This window comes from Pseudomonas sp. HD57-3, from assembly GCF_056113135.1.
In genome coordinates this window covers 2,391,036-2,406,758 of record NZ_CM148568.1, presented here as the reverse complement: position 1 = coordinate 2,406,758, position 15,723 = coordinate 2,391,036, and the positions used below count along the sequence as shown (strand labels likewise).

General features: G+C 60.4%; 14 protein-coding genes and 5 tRNA genes. 6 read left to right on the top strand and 13 right to left on the bottom strand.

What is annotated here, in order from left to right; all coding sequences use genetic code 11:
- Nucleotides 1-10: 10 nt before the first annotated feature.
- The 8 genes from AC0R79_RS10780 to gltX all read right to left on the bottom strand — a co-directional run bounded on the left by AC0R79_RS10780 (nucleotide 11) and on the right by gltX (nucleotide 4,304).
- Entirely contained in the window at nucleotides 11-472 is a 462-nt protein-coding gene (locus AC0R79_RS10780; protein ID WP_011333342.1) for an acyl-CoA thioesterase, read from the bottom strand.
- 47 nt (nucleotides 473-519) lie between these two features.
- Nucleotides 520-1,353, bottom strand: a complete 834-nt coding sequence (locus tag AC0R79_RS10775; protein ID WP_007956433.1) for an alpha/beta fold hydrolase — start codon at nucleotides 1,351-1,353, stop codon at nucleotides 520-522.
- A 30-nt stretch (nucleotides 1,354-1,383) separates the two neighbouring features.
- Entirely contained in the window at nucleotides 1,384-1,923 is a 540-nt protein-coding gene (locus tag AC0R79_RS10770) for a TetR/AcrR family transcriptional regulator (protein WP_007956432.1), read from the bottom strand.
- A 183-nt stretch (nucleotides 1,924-2,106) separates the two neighbouring features.
- Nucleotides 2,107-2,182: transfer RNA gene (locus AC0R79_RS10765), tRNA-Glu, on the bottom strand.
- A gap of 78 nt (nucleotides 2,183-2,260) precedes the next feature.
- Nucleotides 2,261-2,336, bottom strand: a tRNA-Ala gene (locus AC0R79_RS10760).
- A gap of 53 nt (nucleotides 2,337-2,389) precedes the next feature.
- Nucleotides 2,390-2,465: transfer RNA gene (locus AC0R79_RS10755), tRNA-Glu, on the bottom strand.
- A 79-nt stretch (nucleotides 2,466-2,544) separates the two neighbouring features.
- Nucleotides 2,545-2,620: transfer RNA gene (locus tag AC0R79_RS10750), tRNA-Ala, on the bottom strand.
- A gap of 202 nt (nucleotides 2,621-2,822) precedes the next feature.
- Nucleotides 2,823-4,304: a glutamate--tRNA ligase gene (gene gltX / locus AC0R79_RS10745; protein WP_007956429.1), complete on the bottom strand. Its 1,482-nt coding sequence runs from the start codon at nucleotides 4,302-4,304 to the stop codon at nucleotides 2,823-2,825.
- Nucleotides 4,305-4,534: 230 nt separating this feature from the next.
- On the opposite strand from gltX, the gene AC0R79_RS10740 reads away from it, so the two are divergent.
- The gene (locus AC0R79_RS10740; protein ID WP_085607876.1) at nucleotides 4,535-5,584 is read left to right on the top strand and encodes an HlyD family secretion protein; all 1,050 of its coding nucleotides are present in this window, start codon (nucleotides 4,535-4,537) and stop codon (nucleotides 5,582-5,584) included.
- Entirely contained in the window at nucleotides 5,574-7,124 is a 1,551-nt protein-coding gene (locus AC0R79_RS10735; RefSeq protein ID WP_474734368.1) for an MDR family MFS transporter, read from the top strand. The genes AC0R79_RS10740 and AC0R79_RS10735 overlap by 11 nt, the downstream gene beginning before the upstream one ends.
- Nucleotides 7,125-7,184: 60 nt before the next feature.
- Here the strand turns inward: AC0R79_RS10735 and uvrB are convergent, their stop codons facing one another.
- On the bottom strand, nucleotides 7,185-9,200 hold the full coding sequence (uvrB, locus tag AC0R79_RS10730; protein ID WP_007956424.1) for an excinuclease ABC subunit UvrB: 2,016 nt from the start codon (nucleotides 9,198-9,200) through the stop codon (nucleotides 7,185-7,187).
- 336 nt (nucleotides 9,201-9,536) lie between these two features.
- Here uvrB and AC0R79_RS10725 point away from each other — a divergent pair, with 336 nt between their 5' ends.
- Both AC0R79_RS10725 and AC0R79_RS10720 read left to right on the top strand, forming a co-directional pair.
- Nucleotides 9,537-10,733 carry an amino acid aminotransferase gene (locus AC0R79_RS10725; RefSeq protein WP_007956422.1) on the top strand — a complete coding sequence of 399 codons (1,197 nt, stop codon included), beginning with the start codon at nucleotides 9,537-9,539 and terminating at the stop codon, nucleotides 10,731-10,733.
- 111 nt (nucleotides 10,734-10,844) lie between these two features.
- The gene (locus AC0R79_RS10720) at nucleotides 10,845-11,045 is read left to right on the top strand and encodes a hypothetical protein (protein WP_007956421.1); all 201 of its coding nucleotides are present in this window, start codon (nucleotides 10,845-10,847) and stop codon (nucleotides 11,043-11,045) included.
- Here AC0R79_RS10720 and AC0R79_RS10715 read toward each other — a convergent pair.
- Nucleotides 11,042-11,272: a hypothetical protein gene (locus AC0R79_RS10715; protein WP_007956420.1), complete on the bottom strand. Its 231-nt coding sequence runs from the start codon at nucleotides 11,270-11,272 to the stop codon at nucleotides 11,042-11,044. The genes AC0R79_RS10720 and AC0R79_RS10715 overlap by 4 nt on opposite strands.
- Before the next feature lie 228 nt (nucleotides 11,273-11,500).
- On the opposite strand from AC0R79_RS10715, the gene AC0R79_RS10710 reads away from it, so the two are divergent.
- Nucleotides 11,501-11,576: transfer RNA gene (locus AC0R79_RS10710), tRNA-Asn, on the top strand.
- Between the two features lie 122 nt (nucleotides 11,577-11,698).
- Here AC0R79_RS10710 and AC0R79_RS10705 read toward each other — a convergent pair.
- Nucleotides 11,699-13,219 carry a nucleobase:cation symporter-2 family protein gene (locus tag AC0R79_RS10705; protein ID WP_007956419.1) on the bottom strand — a complete coding sequence of 507 codons (1,521 nt, stop codon included), beginning with the start codon at nucleotides 13,217-13,219 and terminating at the stop codon, nucleotides 11,699-11,701.
- A gap of 348 nt (nucleotides 13,220-13,567) precedes the next feature.
- Between AC0R79_RS10705 and AC0R79_RS10700 the strand changes: the two genes are divergently transcribed.
- Nucleotides 13,568-13,897, top strand: coding sequence for a BrnA antitoxin family protein (locus AC0R79_RS10700; protein WP_474734366.1), 330 nt, complete (start codon nucleotides 13,568-13,570; stop codon nucleotides 13,895-13,897).
- Nucleotides 13,898-13,900: 3 nt separating this feature from the next.
- On the opposite strand, the gene AC0R79_RS10695 is transcribed toward AC0R79_RS10700, so the two are convergent.
- Both AC0R79_RS10695 and AC0R79_RS10690 read right to left on the bottom strand, forming a co-directional pair.
- Entirely contained in the window at nucleotides 13,901-14,728 is an 828-nt protein-coding gene (locus AC0R79_RS10695; protein ID WP_474734364.1) for an arylamine N-acetyltransferase family protein, read from the bottom strand.
- A 100-nt stretch (nucleotides 14,729-14,828) separates the two neighbouring features.
- The gene (locus AC0R79_RS10690; RefSeq protein ID WP_474734362.1) at nucleotides 14,829-15,623 is read right to left on the bottom strand and encodes an exodeoxyribonuclease III; all 795 of its coding nucleotides are present in this window, start codon (nucleotides 15,621-15,623) and stop codon (nucleotides 14,829-14,831) included.
- Nucleotides 15,624-15,723 lie beyond the last annotated feature (100 nt).

Below are 15,723 nucleotides of genomic sequence, written 5' to 3'. Positions count from 1 at the left end.
GTGCGGCAGTTTACTGGGTTTCGCGGGTTAAACCCATGTCCGCCGTCTGTATGGCCGGGCCGTAGCCTTCGATGAACTCGGCAGGCATGCGCTTGGGCCTGCCGGTGGACAGCTCGATGCAGACGAAGGTGGTCTGGGCGCGCAGCAGCGTGGCGTTGTCGCTGGGGCGAATCAGCTGGAAGTGACGAGTCATTTTCAAGCGCTGATCCCAATCAACGATCCACGTCGCCAATTGCAGCTCGTCGCCTTCGTAGGCGGCGGCCAGGTAATCGATTTCGTGGCGCACAACGGCCATCGCCCGATCCAGACGCCGGTACTCGACCAAATCCAGGCCCAGGCGCTGCGAGTGGCGCCAGGCGCAGCGCTCGAGCCAGGTCACGTAGACCGCGTTGTTGGCGTGACCCAGCCCGTCGATGTCCTCGGCGCCTACTTGCAGATCAATGGTAAACGGCGTTGCCCGATCCCAGCCCATGCCCTACTCCCGGTCAAATGATTCAACCGGGGCAGTGTAACGGATGACTACGCCGATTGCCGCGCCTGAAGGCTGCGACCGGCCAGCAGTGATAGCACGCCATCAATCACCCGAGGGTCGGCCAGCACGCGCTGATGGCCGCCGGCTTCGAGGCGCAGCAGTCGGCTGTCGAACCAGGATTCGTGGATCAGTTGGGATTCCTTGACCGAGACGAAGGTGTCGTCCTCGGCATGCACGATCAGGCCCGGCATATCCAGTTGATAGTGGGCAACATCGAGGGTGGCGGCGCGCATGCCGACGTCCTGTTCAACCTCGCGAATGAACGCGGAACGAGCTCTGGGCGGCATGCCGACGTAACGGGCAAATCCGCGCAACACACCAAGAATTCGCGCCGGAGCGGCGATGCTGACCAGGGTTTCAGTGCGCAAGCCCAATTGCACGGCGAGCATGGCACTGGCGCCGCCCATGGAGTGACCGATGACCGCTTGCAACGGCGGCAGCTCAGCAGCGGCCTCAAGCATCGCACGGGCGAACAGCACCACATTGGCTTCGCGCCCCGGTGAGCGGCCGTGGGCCGGACCATCAAGCGCGACTACGGTGTAGCCCGCCTCGACCAGCGCAGTGATCAATGCAGCAAACTGGGTGGGCCGCCCTTCCCAACCGTGCATCAGCAAAACCGTCGGGCCTTGTCCCCAGCGCAGGGCCGAAAGACCGAAACGCAAGGTAATGCGCTCGGATTTGGCCAGCAGGGGCAATTCCCAGTCCCGCGGTGTATTCGCGCGCGGCGTCATGAACGCCAGCCGCATTTTGCTCGCTACCAGTTTTGGTGCGAACCAGCCCAAGGTGCCATTAACGCCGCGAACCCACTTCAACGTGCTCATCGCTCTCTCCTCGGGCTTGTTGCCTTCAGGTCAACGCACCGCCGACTTGGCAGCGCGCAGCAATCGATCGGATAAATCACCAGGTCCCAACGCCCTTGAGAGCGCCAGACCACCTACCATCAGGGCCACGTCGGCCAACGCTTTATCGATGTCTTCAGGGCTTGAAGCCAACTGCGCAATCATCAGTTCCAGGTGCTCGTTCAGCGCTATGCGGAATTCTTCCGGCAACCGCCCAAGCTCGCCGATGGAGGCTGGAATCGGGCAGGCCGAATCGCTGGAATCGCGATGCTTGCGCGACAGGTAGAACGCGGCCACAAGCGCGCGACGCTCTTCACCGGTCAGCTCGCTGTCCATGTCGGCAATCAGGTCGCGACGGCGACCGAGCAATTGCTTGAACGCCTCAAGCATCATTGCGTCCTTGCTTTCGAAGTGTGCGTAGAAGCCACCGACGGTCAGGCCGGCCGCACCCATCACTTCGCCCACGCTCGGTTCAGCCGGGCCGCGCTGGATCAGTGCAGCACTGGCGGCCTTGAGAATGCGTTCGCGGGTTTGAGCTTTCTTGTCGTTCATCGTCGCCTCCGAATATTACGATAGCAATATTATTCTCATAATAATATTCCGCAAGTCACAAGCGTGACCGCTGGTCTGAAGCACAGTGTTAAGGAAAAAGAGGATTTGGCCAAACGCCAGACAAACAAAAGGGCCATTCAATAATTGAATGACCCTTATAAAATCCCGCAGAGCGGGTAATCGTGGCGTCCCCTAGGGGACTCGAACCCCTGTTACCGCCGTGAAAGGGCGGTGTCCTAGGCCACTAGACGAAGGGGACACAAACCTTCTATACAACTGATCAGCGCTGAGTACTGATCGATTCAAGGCCGGTGTGGCCAGACCTTGAACTGTAAATTGGTGGAGCTAAGCGGGATCGAACCGCTGACCTCCTGCATGCCATGCAGGCGCTCTCCCAGCTGAGCTATAGCCCCGGATTTTTCGCCTCTCGGCGGAGCGACATCTTGCAACATCGCTTCTGTAAAACTGGCGTCCCCTAGGGGACTCGAACCCCTGTTACCGCCGTGAAAGGGCGGTGTCCTAGGCCACTAGACGAAGGGGACGCAAACCCTTCTATACAACTGATCAACGCTGAGTGTTGATCGCTTCGAAGCCAGTGTGGCCAGGCTTCGAAGTGTAAATTGGTGGAGCTAGACGGGATCGAACCGTCGACCTCTTGCATGCCATGCAAGCGCTCTCCCAGCTGAGCTATAGCCCCTCATCGTTGATGTCATCGCTGAGGACGGGGCGAATCTTAAGGGCGTATCGAAAGTCTGTCAAACTTATTTTTGAAAAATTTCAAAATTTTTTGTCGGCATTACAATCACTTACCGCCCTCCCCCCGTAAATTCGGGGGAAAACACCGAAGGACAGGATCAAAAGATCCTGACCTTCGGCGCGTCCTGCAGAGTCAAACGCAATCAGGCGATGGCGCCCAACAGCTTTTCCCACTCTTTGTTTTCTTTCTTCGACACGCCGCCCAGCAGGTCAATCGCCTGGCGCAGACGGAAACGGGTCAGGTCCGGCCCGAGGATTTCCATCGCATCGAGCACCGACACCGAACTCGCCTGCCCGGTGATCGCGGCAAACATCAGCGGCATCGCATCACGCAGCTTCAGCTCGAGGGATTCGACCACCGCCTGAATCGTCGCGGTGATGCTGTCCTTCTCCCACTGACGCAGGCTTTCCAGCTTCCACAGGATCAGCTGCATCAACTGACGGACCTGATCGCCCGAGAGCTTTTTCGATTCGAACAGCTTGGCATCCGGATTCACGCCACCGGCGAAGAAGAACCCGGCCAGCGGTGCAACCTGGCTGAAGGTTTCGACGCGGCCCTGAACGTGCGGCGCGATCTTCATCATGTACTCGGAATTGAACGCCCACTTCTGAACGCGAGCGGCGAACTCTTCCACCGGCAGATCACGCAGCCACTGGCCATTGAGCCACGACAGCTTCTCGATATCGAAAATCGGCCCACCCAGCGACACACGCTTGAGGTCAAAGTTGTCGACCATTTCCTGCAGCGAGAACTTCTCGCGCTCGTCCGGCATCGACCAGCCCATGCGACCGAGGTAGTTGAGCATCGCCTCAGGCATGAAACCCATGCGCTCATAGAACGTCACCGAAGTCGGGTTCTTGCGCTTGGACAGCTTGCTCTTGTCCGGGTTACGCAGCAGCGGCATGTAGCACAGCTCCGGTTGTTCCCAGCCGAAGTACTCATAAAGCAGGATCAGTTTCGGCGCCGACGGCAACCATTCTTCGCCGCGCAGCACGTGGGTGATGCCCATCAGGTGATCGTCGACCACGTTGGCCAGGAAGTACGTCGGCAGGCCGTCGGTCTTCATCAGCACTTGCATGTCCATGCGATCCCACGGGATCTCGACGTCGCCACGCAGCATGTCCGGGACCACGCAGACGCCTTCGCTCGGCACCTTCATGCGGATCACGTGCGGCTCGCCGGCAGCCAGGCGACGGGCGACTTCTTCCTTGGACAGCAGCAGTGCACGGCCGTCGTAACGCGGGGTTTCGCCGCGGGCCATTTGCTCGGCGCGCATCTGGTCCAGCTCTTCGGCGGTGCAGAAGCACGGGAAGGCGTGGCCCATGTCGACCAGTTGCTGGCAGTACTTCTGGTAGATGTCGCCGCGCTCGCTCTGACGGTACGGGCCGTGCGGGCCGCCGACGTCCGGGCCTTCGCTCCAGTCGATGCCCAGCCAGCGCAGGGCGTCGAAGATCTGCTGTTCGGACTCGCGGGTCGAACGCAACTGATCGGTGTCTTCGATCCGCAGGATGAACTCACCGCCGTGCTGCTTGGCAAAGCAGTAGTTGAACAGTGCGATGTAAGCGGTACCTACGTGGGGATCCCCGGTAGGCGATGGCGCGATGCGAGTGCGGACGGTGGTCATGGCATGTCTCGAAAAGAATGAAAAGCAAAGAACGATCAAGCGGCGAATGGTAACAGGCGACACCCGCCCCGCTCCAGCGGGCAGGGCATTTAAGCCAAGGTTGCGTCTGTAACGCCCGTTGGCCGCGGTGAATGGCCGAATATCAACAGACGGCATTTACCGTTCATCGGCTGTATGCCAGATTCGCCTGCTGATAACTTTCCTTACAATTCCTCGACTACAGTTTGCCCATGCCTGCCCAACTCAAGCGCCGCCTGTTCATTTTCCTGCTGCTCGTCCTGCTGATAGCCGGGGGCTTTTTTGCTCATTGGTTTTTCAAGGGACGCTTTTATGAAAGCACCGACAACGCCTATGTCCAGGGTGAAATCACCCGCGTGTCGAGCCAGTTGAGCGCACGCATCGACGAAGTCCTGGTGCAGGACAACCAGCACGTGGAAAAAGGCCAGTTGCTGATCCGTCTCGAAGGCGACGACTTCCGCCTCGCCGTCGATCGCGCCAACGCCGCCCTCGCCACTCGCGAAGCCGAGCGCCTGCAAGCCCAGAGCAAACTGACCCAGCAAGCCAGCCTGATCGCCGCCAGCGACGCGCAGGTCGCCACTACCCAGGCGACGCTCGGTCGCTCGCAGGTGGATTTGTCGCGGGCAGAAACCCTGCGTAAACCCGGCTACGTCTCCGAGGAACGGGTCACTACCCTCTCCGCCGACGCCCACATCGCCCGCTCGCAAGTGGCCAAGGCCCAGGCCGATGCCCAGAGCCAGCGCCAGCAGGTCAACGCGCTGACCGCCGAAATCAAACGCCTCGACGCGCAGATCGCCAACGCCCGCGCCGACCTCGCCCAGGCCGAACTGAACCTGACCCGCAGCGAAATTCACGCACCGATCAGCGGCCTGATCGGCCAGCGCGCCGCACGCAATGGTCAAGTGGTACAGGCCGGCGCCTATCTTTTGTCGATCGTTCCGGACGAAGACATCTGGGTGCAGGCCAACTTCAAGGAAACCCAGATCGGCCACATGCAGCCGGGCCAGAAGGCCGAGCTGCTTTTCGATGCCTATGGCGATACGCCGATCGAAGCGCGGGTCGACAGCCTGTTCGCCGCCTCCGGCGCGCAATTCAGCCTGTTGCCGCCGGACAACGCCACCGGCAACTTCACCAAGGTCGTGCAGCGGATTCCGGTGAAACTGACGTTCAAGGCCGATAACCCGCTGCACGGCAAGATTCGTCCAGGCATGTCCGTCACCGCCACCGTGAACATCAAAGACGCCCCTGACAATGGCCGGTGATTCACTGATCCGCCCGGTCGGTGAACCGACCCGGCGGGACTGGATCGCGGTGATGAGCGTAATGCTCGGCGCCTTCATGGCGGTGCTCGACATCCAGATCACCAACTCCTCGCTCAAGGATATTCAGGGCGCCCTGTCGGCGACCCTGGAAGAAGGCTCGTGGATTTCGACGTCTTATCTGGTGGCGGAAATCATCATGATCCCGCTGACCGCCTGGCTGGTGCAGTTGCTGTCGGCACGGCGGCTGGCGGTGTGGGTGTCGCTGGGGTTTCTGATTTCGTCGCTGCTGTGCTCGATGGCCTGGAGCCTGGAAAGCATGATCGTGTTTCGCGCCATGCAAGGTTTTACCGGCGGCGCGCTGATCCCGCTGGCGTTCACCCTGACCCTGATCAAACTCCCCGAACACCACCGTGCCAAAGGCATGGCGATGTTTGCCATGACCGCCACCTTCGCCCCGTCCATCGGCCCGACCCTCGGCGGCTGGCTCACGGAAAACTGGGGCTGGGAATACATCTTCTATATCAACATCCCGCCGGGGCTGATCATGATCGCCGGGCTGATGTACGGGCTGGAGAAGAAAGAAGCGCATTGGGAACTGCTGAAAAGAACCGATTACACCGGCATTCTCACGCTGGGCATCGGCCTCGGTTGCCTCCAGGTTTTTCTTGAGGAAGGCCATCGCAAGGACTGGCTGGAATCGAGCCTGATCGTGACGCTGGGCAGCATCGCCCTGCTGAGTCTGATCACCTTTGTGATCGTGCAGATTTCCAAGCCCAATCCGCTGATCAACCTTGGCATCCTGCGCAATCGCAATTTCGGTCTTTCGAGTATTTCCAGCCTTGGCATGGGCGTCGGGCTGTACGGTTCGATCTATCTGCTGCCGCTGTACCTGGCGCAGATCCAGAATTACAACGCCCTGCAGATCGGCGAAGTGATCATGTGGATGGGCGTGCCACAGCTGTTCCTGATTCCGCTGGTGCCGAAGCTGATGAAATTCGTCTCGCCGAAATGGCTGTGCACGATAGGTTTCGGGCTGTTCGGGCTGGCGAGTTTTTCATCCGGCGTGCTCAACCCTGATTTCGCCGGGCCGCAGTTCAATCAGATCCAGATTATCCGGGCGCTGGGCCAGCCGCTGATCATGGTGACCATCTCGCTGATCGCCACGGCGTACATCCTGCCGCAGGACGCGGGCTCGGCATCGAGCCTGTTCAACATCCTGCGCAACCTCGGTGGCGCCATCGGTATCGCCCTGCTCGCCACCCTGCTGGACGCGCGCACCAAGACCTACTTCGATTACTTGCGTGAAGCGGTGGTACCGACCAACCCGCAGGTGGCCGAACGCCTGGCGTCGATGACCGATCGGTTCGGCAATGACACGGCGGCGTTGGCCAAGTTGAGCGAGATCGTGCATCAGCAGGCGCTGATCATGGCCTACAACGATGCGTTTCATTTTGTCGGGATTGCGCTGGGCATCAGCATGTTGGCGATTTTGCTGACCAAGAAATTGCCCGCCGGACTGAAGGCCGGCGAGGCGCATTAACCTTGAGCGGACGCAGAGCGTCCAGGGCTGCATTCCCACGCGGAGCGTGGGAACGATCTGTTAAACGGCCAACAGCCGCTCACGCAGCTTGGCGATTTCGTCGCGCATCTGCGCTGCCGCTTCGAATTCCAGGTCGCGGGCCAACTGGTACATCTTCTCTTCCAGCTGGCGGATACGCTTGGTGATCTCGCTCGGCGAGCGCAGTTCGGCTTCGTACTTGGCGTTCTCTTCGGCGGCCTTGGCCATGCCTTTGCGCTTCTTGCTGCGCGAACCGGGCACGGTGGCGCCTTCCATGATGTCGGCGACGTCCTTGAACACGCCCTTCGGCGTGATGCCGTTGGCCAGGTTGAAGGCGATCTGCTTGTCGCGACGACGCTCGGTTTCGCCAATCGCCCGCTCCATCGAACCGGTGATCCGGTCCGCGTAGAGAATCGCCCGGCCATTGAGGTTACGCGCCGCCCGGCCGATGGTCTGGATCAGCGAACGCTCGGAACGCAGGAAGCCTTCCTTGTCCGCATCGAGAATCGCCACCAGCGATACTTCCGGCATGTCCAGACCTTCACGCAGCAGGTTGATCCCCACCAGCACATCGAAGGTGCCAAGGCGCAGGTCGCGGATGATTTCGACCCGTTCGACGGTGTCGATGTCCGAGTGCAGATAACGCACGCGCACGCCGTGATCGGCCAGGTAATCGGTCAAGTCTTCGGCCATGCGCTTGGTCAGCGTGGTGACCAGCACTCGCTCCTCCACCGCCACACGCTTGGTGATTTCCGACAATAGATCGTCGACCTGGGTCAGCGCCGGGCGCACTTCAACCTGCGGGTCGACCAGACCGGTCGGGCGCACAACCTGTTCGATCACCCGTCCGGCGTGCTCGGCTTCGTAGTTGCCGGGCGTGGCCGAGACGAAAATCGTCTGTGGGCTCACCCCTTCCCACTCGTCGAAGCGCATCGGCCGGTTGTCCAGCGCCGACGGCAGGCGGAAGCCGTATTCCACGAGGGTTTCCTTGCGCGAACGGTCGCCCTTATACATCGCGCCGACTTGCGGCACGCTGACGTGGGATTCGTCGATTACCAGCAGCGCATCCGCCGGCAGGTAATCGTAGAGCGTTGGCGGCGCCGCCCCAGCCGGGCGACCCGACAGATAGCGCGAGTAGTTTTCGATGCCGTTGCAGTAACCGAGTTCGAGGATCATCTCCAGGTCGAACCGGGTGCGCTGCTCCAGACGCTGGGCTTCCACCAGTTTGTTGTTGTTGCGCAGGTATTCGAGGCGCTCCTGCAACTCGACCTTGATCCCCTCGATGGCGTCGAGCAGGGTTTCCCGGGGCGTCACGTAGTGGCTCTTCGGATAGAAGGTGAAGCGTGGAAGTTTGCGGATGACTTCGCCGGTCAGCGGGTCGAACGCGGAAATGCTCTCCACTTCGTCATCGAACAGCTCGATACGGATCGCTTCGAGGTCGGATTCCGCCGGGTAGATGTCGATCACATCGCCGCGCACCCGGAAGGTCGCACGGGCGAAATCCATGTCGTTGCGGGTGTATTGCAGGTCGGCCAGGCGCCGCACCAGCGCACGCTGGTCGAGCTTGTCGCCGCGATCGACGTGCAAGACCATTTTCAGATAGGTTTCCGGGCTGCCCAGACCGTAGATGCACGACACCGTGGTGACGATGATCGCGTCCTTGCGCTCGAGCAATGCCTTGGTCGCCGACAGACGCATCTGTTCGATATGGTCGTTGATCGACGCATCCTTCTCGATGAAGGTGTCGGACGACGGCACGTAGGCTTCGGGCTGGTAGTAGTCGTAGTAGGAAACGAAGTACTCGACAGCGTTGTTCGGGAAGAACGACTTGAACTCGCCGTACAACTGCGCGGCCAGGGTCTTGTTCGGTGCCAGCACCAGGGTCGGACGCTGCACCTGGGCGATCACGTTGGCGATGCTGAAGGTCTTGCCCGACCCGGTCACCCCGAGCAGCGTCTGGTGCGCCAGCCCGGCTTCGATGCCTTCGACCATCTGGCGAATGGCTTCGGGTTGATCGCCGGCGGGGTCGAAACGGGTGACGAGCTGGAATTCAGACATAAACACCTCTGGAATCGCGCCGCTGCGGGCAAACCGCAGCACCACGAGAAAGACCGCAAACGACCGATGTCGCGCAAGGAAAAACGAAGATTGTGCTGAATGTGGAGCCGATTGCCTCGCCTTTCAAGGCAAACGTCCTACATCCGGTAAAGTCTCCGACAGGTTCATTCGACTAACGGTCGAGAAATAATCGGAAAAACTTACCTTAAAAGCCGATTCGCCTGTCGCCATTGATCGATGATGGCCTCTATACTAGCTCCCCGTTTGTGCACCGCTCTAGTGCATTCGGCTGGAGCGCCACACGTCCCTCCACTCTCCATTAGAGCTGCCGCAAAAATGAGCCTGTTCTCCGCTGTCGAAATGGCACCCCGCGATCCAATCCTGGGCCTCAACGAAGCATTCAACGCCGATACCCGGACCAATAAGGTCAACCTCGGGGTGGGTGTGTACTGCAACGAAGAGGGGCGAATTCCACTCCTGCGCGCCGTCATCGAAGCCGAAACCATTCGCGCTGCTCAGCACGCCTCGCGCGGCTACCTGCCAATCGACGGCATCGCGGCCTACGACCAGGCCGTGCAAAAACTGCTGTTCGGCAACGATTCGCCACTGCTGGCCGCTGGCCGCGTAGTCACCACTCAGGCCGTCGGCGGTACCGGCGCACTGAAAATCGGTGCCGACTTCCTCAAGCAACTGCTGCCCAATGCCGTTGTGGCGATCAGCGACCCGAGCTGGGAAAACCACCGCGCGCTGTTCGAAACCGCCGGTTTCCCGGTGCAGAACTACCGCTACTACGACGCCGCCACCCACGACGTGAACCGCGCCGGCCTGCTGGAAGACCTGAACGCCCTGCCGAACGGCTCGATCATCGTGCTGCACGCCTGCTGCCACAACCCGACCGGCGTCGACCTGAGCCCGGCGGACTGGAACAACGTGCTGGAAGCGGTCAAGGCCAAGGGTCACGTGCCGTTCCTCGACATGGCTTACCAGGGTTTCGGTGACGGCATCGCCGAAGACGCCGCTGCCGTGCGTCTGTTCGCTGAATCGGGCCTGACCTTCTTCGTGTCGAGCTCGTTCTCCAAGTCGTTCTCGCTGTACGGCGAGCGTGTCGGCGCCCTGTCGATCGTCAGCGAATCGAAAGAAGAAAGCGCCCGCGTCCTGTCGCAAGTCAAACGCGTGATCCGCACCAACTACTCCAACCCGCCGACCCACGGTGCAAGCGTCGTCGCCGCCGTGCTGAACAGCCCGGAACTGCGCGCCCAATGGGAAGCCGAACTGGCTGAAATGCGCCTGCGCATTCGTGGCATGCGCGAGCAGATGGTTGCTCTGCTGGCGAAGAAAGCCCCGCAGCGTGACTTCAGCTTCGTCGGCCGTCAGCGCGGCATGTTCTCCTACTCCGGCCTGACCACCGAACAGGTTCACCGCCTGCGCAACGAGTTCGGCATCTACGCCCTGGACACCGGCCGCATCTGCGTCGCCGCGCTGAACCAGAGCAACATCGAAGCCGTGACAGACGCCATCGTTCAGGTCATCTGATCCGGCGCTGCACTAAAAACGGGAAGCCTTCGGGCTTCCCGTTTTTATTTGTCTGAAGAAAAGCCGCCATACCCTCTAGACTGCACCCAAACGATATTTCAGAGAGACGACATGAAAAACGATGACCTGCGCGCCGACCGCGACGATCTGGATGACTTCATCCCCCGCGCCCCGGCCAAACGCGGCAACAACCTGGTACTGCAAGTCGCGGCCGGGGTGTTTCTCGGCGGGCTGGCGCTGTGGCTGGTGCAACTGGGCGCAACGATGCTGTACGCCAAACTGATGCTCGGCACCTTCACGTTCGGCGGTTAAGCCAGTTCCGCTGCACGCTGAGTCGCCGCATCGTCATAAACGACGTAGAGCGATTCGGCGACCTGGCTCTTGATGGCCTTGGTGCTTTCCAGACCAAGGACAAAACCCTCGGCCTTGCCGCCTGCGCGGTTCAACTCTTCAGCCGTGGCGGCCTGAGTGATCGCGTCGAAAAGTTTTTCAGCGTGTGGGCCGACGCCTTTGGGCAGGCTGATTTGTGCGGTGCTCATGCGAACACCTCGACAGGACGACGGGTGAGGATGGGGCTATTCATGGCGCGTACCTTTTCGGCGAATGGCCGGCAGCGCGTGTGACCACTTCCGGGCGGCCATGGTAGACCTCTGCTACGGTTCTGGTAACCGCCAATCGCCGATAGATCGCCGCCCGTCCTGACTTTTCCAACAAATTTACAACTGGCGCTTGACTAGTCTTTTTAAATCAGTAACATACGCACCAATTCCGCAATAGCTCAGTTGGTAGAGCAAGTGACTGTTAATCACTGGGTCCCTGGTTCGAGTCCAGGTTGTGGAGCCAAATACAGAGCCCCTGAATCGAAAGATTCAGGGGCTTTTTTGTGGTCGCTGAAAAAGCGGCGCCATAGAAAAAGGGCCGATCAGTTTCGCAACTGATCGGCCCTTTTCATTCAACTACAGCGCTCAGACGTGCTCGCTGCTCTTGGCATGCGCCTTCGGCGCGCCATGACCGTGATCCGCATCCGGATCGATCACCGGCACTTCGTTGCCGTCGCAGTCATGCAGCTTGCCGTCGCTGAAGTAGTCGCCTTCACGCAGCGCTGCCAGATCGCGATAACGCAGGGTCCGCTCTTCTGCCGCCGCAAACACCGACTGCTGATCCGAGTTGCCCGCCGTGAAGTGGTTGAACGCCAGGTTCAGCAGGATCGCCATGATCGCCGACGAGCTGATGCCCGAATGGAAAATGGTCGCGAACCAGCTCGGGAAGTGATCGTAGAAGTTCGGCGCGGCAATCGGGATCATGCCGAAGCCGATCGAGGTGGCGACGATGATCAGGTTGACGTTATTGCGGTAATCGACCTTGGACAACGTACGGATACCACTCGCCGCCACGGTGCCGAACAGCACGATACCGGCGCCGCCAAGTACCGAGGTCGGCACGGCTGCGATGACCCGGCCCATGAACGGCAGCAGGCCGAGAATCACCAGAAAGATGCCGCCGGTCGCCACCACATAGCGGCTCTTGATCCCGGTCACCGCCACCAGCCCGACGTTCTGGGCGAAGGCGCTTTGGGTGAACGAGCCGAAGATCGGCGCAAACATGCTCGACAGCATGTCCGCCCGCAGGCCGTTGCCCAGACGCTTGGAGTCAACCTTGGTGCCGATGATTTCACCGACCGCCAGGATGTCCGCCGAGGTTTCCACCAGGGTCACCATGACCACGATGCACATCGACAGGATCGCGGCGAAGTGGAAGGTCGGCATGCCGAAATGGAACGGCGTCGGGAAGCCGAACATCGGGCCCTGGGTAACGTTGGAGAAGTCCGCCATGCCGAGGAACACCGCCAGCACCGTGCCGATCACCATGGCCAACAGGATCGACAGACGCGAGATGGTGGAACTGCCGACCTTGCTCAACAGAAGTACCAGCACCAGCGTGACCGCCGCCAGCCCGATGTTCTGCATGCTGCCGAAGTCAGGCGCGTGGCTGTTGCCGCCCATGGCCCAGCGTGCGGCCACCGGCATCAGCGTCAGGCCGATGGTGGTGATCACAATGCCCGTGACCAGCGGCGGGAAGAACTTGGTGATTCGCGAGAACACCGGCGTGATCAGCAAGCCAATCAGCGACGCCGCAATCACCGCGCCAAGCACCGACTGGAAGCCGCCCTCCCCGCCACTGCTGACAATCGCCACCATCGTGGCAACGCCGGAGAACGACACGCCCTGTACCAGCGGCAACTGACAGCCGAAAAACGGTAAACCCAGGGTTTGCAGCAACGTGGCCAGCCCCCCCGCAAACAATGAAGCAGCAATCAACAGACCGATGTCCGCCGGCGAAAGCCCGGCGGCCTGACCGATGATCAGTGGCACCGCGACGATACCGCCATACATGGTCAGAACGTGTTGCAGGCCGTAAGCCATATTCGCGCCGACCCCGAGATTCTCGTCCTCGGGCCGTTGGTGTGAAACATGGGGCGTTTTCATGGTGGGGGAGTTCCCTGGTTTTTGTTATGCGCACACTGTATGCAAGAGTCAGGACAAATGTCCATAGACTTGTATACAACTTATCAGTCACATAATGGTTAGCTAGCCACCCAACCTTCTATCCCGCTGCTTTCATCCCCCACAAATCCGGCAACACATCCTCAATCGAGTGCACGTTTTATCCGCCTAGGCTGAAATGTTCATGGCGACCGACGGCGCGGTCGCACCCTTTTTATACATATAAAGTATGCATAATGAAGTCATTCAAGATTCAGTTCGACAAAAGCAAGAATGCTGCCAACGCATTCGAGCCCAGCGAGCGATGGCAACTTTGCGCAGAGGTGATCAATGAAGGATGAATACGATTTCAGCCAAGGTAAACGCGGCGCCATCGCGCCGACCAAGGGCAAGACCCGCATCACCATCATGCTCGATGACGCGGTGATCGAAGCCGCGCGCGAGGTCGCTGAAAGCGAGGGCTACGGCTATCAGACGGTAATCAATAACACCCTGCGCCACGCCCTGCTCGACAGCCGTGGCACAGCCGATGAACTCGAACACTCCAGCGGGCAATTCAAGCAAGGCATCACCGCCACCGACCTCAAGAGCCTTGAGAAAAAACTGTCGGCGGCCGTGAACGAGATCCGGCGGGTGCTGGAGCCGGAGGCAAAACCTTAGGTTTCAAACCGGCTGAATCAAGCGCGCCAGCGCCAGACGTGCACCGGGCTGGTGCGGCAAGCGCAGGCCGAATTCCCGTTCCAGCAATTCGATCAGTTCATCGACATCCGTCACTTCACGCCGCTCGCTCTCGGCGCCGATGCGGTGGATCGCGAAACTGCCGTTGTTCAGCGTACGCCGCCAGCCGTCACCGGTACGCGCGACCATCAGACGCTGGGCGAACGGTGAGTCCGGGTGGGTCGAGACGTACCAGTTGCCGAGGATGTAATCGATGTCTTCCTGGCGCTGCAGGTCGAACAGGTACATCGGCCGCCATTCGCCGGCGACTTTGGCCCGCAGCATGTAGCCATCGGCCTGCGCTTCGATGCGATACGGTTCGTGCGGCGTGGATTGCTCGGCGTCGATATCGAGCACCAGCGGCGCGGTCGGCACCATGCCGCCGAAGCCGACGTCGGTGATGTAGCGCACGTCGTCAATCGTCACCAGGCTCAAGCGGTGGGTGCGCGCTGTCCAGCTGCCCTCGGGCTGATTCATGACCACTCGCCCGCTGATGCCCCGCGCATCGAATCCCAGTTCCAGCAGCAACGCCAGAAACAGGTTGTTCAGCTCGTAGCAGTAACCGCCCCGGGCGTCATTCAAGACCTTGCGTTCGATGGAGGGCAGATCGATCAGGACGGGTTCGCCACTGAGCGTTGACAGGTTTTCGAATGGAAAGGCGCCGGTATGGCGCAGTTGCAACAGGCGCAGGGTTTCAAGGGTCGGTGCCGGGGGCGCATCGAATCCCAGGCGTTGCAGGTACTGTTTCAGATTCGTCAGGCGTGGCTCGCTCATGGCTGGGTCCTTTTGCATGGGGCGCGGATCGTTCCGCCGATGGTCGCCATGTATACGGGATCCGGGCATCGAATCGACAATTGAATTAACCAATCACCTGCTAGCGTCTTTTACGCGAATCGATGCGAATCCACGTCGGCGCGTGGTCACTGGCATGCGGTTCGTTGCGCACCCAGGCATCCACACCGGCCTCGTGCAGATAGGGGCTCAGCTTAGGATTGAGCAGCAGATGGTCGATCCGCAGCCCGGAGTTCTTCTGCCAGTGCTGGCGGAAATAATCCCAGAACGTATACAGCCGATCTTCGGGATACAGATGCCGCAACGAATCGGTCCAGCCCTGATCCAACAGACGCTGATAGCAATCGCGGCTTTCCGGTTGCAACAGCGCATCCTTGAGCCACGAACGGGTGTTGTAGATATCCAGATCGGTGGGCACCACGTTGTAATCGCCGGCCAGGACCACCGGGTGATCGCTGCTTTGCAGATCCCGGGCGTATTTGATCAGACGCTCGAACCAGGCCAGTTTGTAGTCGAACTTCGGCCCCGGTTGCGGGTTGCCATTGGGCAGGTACAGACACCCCACCAGCACTCCATGTACCGCCGCTTCGAGGTAGCGGCTGTGTTTATCGTCGGGATCGCCGGGCAGGCCGCGCCGGCTCTCCAGCGGTTGCGCATCGCGAGCAAGAATCGCCACGCCGTTCCATGACGCCTGACCGTGCCAGATGGCGCCATAACCGGCGGCCTCCAGATCGGCGGCGGGAAATGCGCTGTCCACCAGTTTCAGCTCCTGCAAACAGACGATGTCCGGCTGCTCGCGCCTGAGCCACTCCAGCAGGTTCGGCAGTCGGGCCCGCAGGCCGTTGACGTTGAACGTGGCAATGCGCATTTTTTTCATCGTCCGGGTTCCTGCCATTGACCGATAAAAACTGTGACATCCGCCCACCGCGACGGTTGCGTCGGATCCTTTGCGTACGGCGTAATAAGCCCTCGCCCGA

Bases quoted from the DNA above. Each gene is read 5' to 3' on its own strand.
- AC0R79_RS10725 (WP_007956422.1), top strand. From the start codon at position 9,537: ATGAGCCTGTTCTCCGCTGTCGAAATGGCACCCCGCGATCCAATCCTG.
- AC0R79_RS10690 (WP_474734362.1), bottom strand. From the start codon at position 15,623: ATGAAAAAAATGCGCATTGCCACGTTCAACGTCAACGGCCTGCGGGCC.
- AC0R79_RS10720 (WP_007956421.1), top strand. From the start codon at position 10,845: ATGAAAAACGATGACCTGCGCGCCGACCGCGACGATCTGGATGACTTC.
- AC0R79_RS10705 (WP_007956419.1), bottom strand. From the start codon at position 13,219: ATGAAAACGCCCCATGTTTCACACCAACGGCCCGAGGACGAGAATCTC.
- AC0R79_RS10740 (WP_085607876.1), top strand. From the start codon at position 4,535: ATGCCTGCCCAACTCAAGCGCCGCCTGTTCATTTTCCTGCTGCTCGTC.
- AC0R79_RS10700 (WP_474734366.1), top strand. From the start codon at position 13,568: ATGAAGGATGAATACGATTTCAGCCAAGGTAAACGCGGCGCCATCGCG.
- AC0R79_RS10780 (WP_011333342.1), bottom strand. From the start codon at position 472: ATGGGCTGGGATCGGGCAACGCCGTTTACCATTGATCTGCAAGTAGGC.
- AC0R79_RS10715 (WP_007956420.1), bottom strand. From the start codon at position 11,272: ATGAGCACCGCACAAATCAGCCTGCCCAAAGGCGTCGGCCCACACGCT.
- AC0R79_RS10735 (WP_474734368.1), top strand. From the start codon at position 5,574: ATGGCCGGTGATTCACTGATCCGCCCGGTCGGTGAACCGACCCGGCGG.
- AC0R79_RS10695 (WP_474734364.1), bottom strand. From the start codon at position 14,728: ATGAGCGAGCCACGCCTGACGAATCTGAAACAGTACCTGCAACGCCTG.
- uvrB (WP_007956424.1), bottom strand. From the start codon at position 9,200: ATGTCTGAATTCCAGCTCGTCACCCGTTTCGACCCCGCCGGCGATCAA.
- gltX (WP_007956429.1), bottom strand. From the start codon at position 4,304: ATGACCACCGTCCGCACTCGCATCGCGCCATCGCCTACCGGGGATCCC.
- AC0R79_RS10770 (WP_007956432.1), bottom strand. From the start codon at position 1,923: ATGAACGACAAGAAAGCTCAAACCCGCGAACGCATTCTCAAGGCCGCC.
- AC0R79_RS10775 (WP_007956433.1), bottom strand. From the start codon at position 1,353: ATGAGCACGTTGAAGTGGGTTCGCGGCGTTAATGGCACCTTGGGCTGG.